General features: G+C 61.7%; 1 pseudogene. It reads right to left on the minus strand.

The window, feature by feature from the left end:
- Nucleotides 1-133 precede the first annotated feature (133 nt).
- Nucleotides 134-205: pseudogene (locus E5Q11_RS18215) on the minus strand (hypothetical protein); the annotation flags it as partial.
- Between the last annotated feature and the right edge of the window lie 119 nt (nucleotides 206-324).

Raw genomic sequence — 324 nt, forward strand, 5'->3', positions numbered from 1 at the left:
CCTGCAGGTGGCCAAACTGGCCGGGGTGCCCCAGGATGTGATTCGCCATGCCAAGGCCCAGCTGGCCCACCTGTTTATCAATAAATCCCTGGGCGGCGCCGGTACACCAGCCGACCCTGGAAATAGTGTCTGAACCAGTGCCGACATGCAGCGGCGGTCGGCTCAGAGCCTTGGCAATCCGCTGTTCCAGTTCCGCCGGCGTCAGTGGTGATTCTAGCTCACCCTGTCACACCAGGCCATCGAGCGGGCGCGGGTTCTGGATACCCAACACGTCAGCAAGCTGGCGGTTATTGCCATATTCCGGGTGATCATCCAGCGGCAGGT

This window comes from Marinobacter confluentis, from assembly GCF_004785685.1.
In the GTDB taxonomy this organism is placed as follows: domain Bacteria; phylum Pseudomonadota; class Gammaproteobacteria; order Pseudomonadales; family Oleiphilaceae; genus Marinobacter; species Marinobacter confluentis.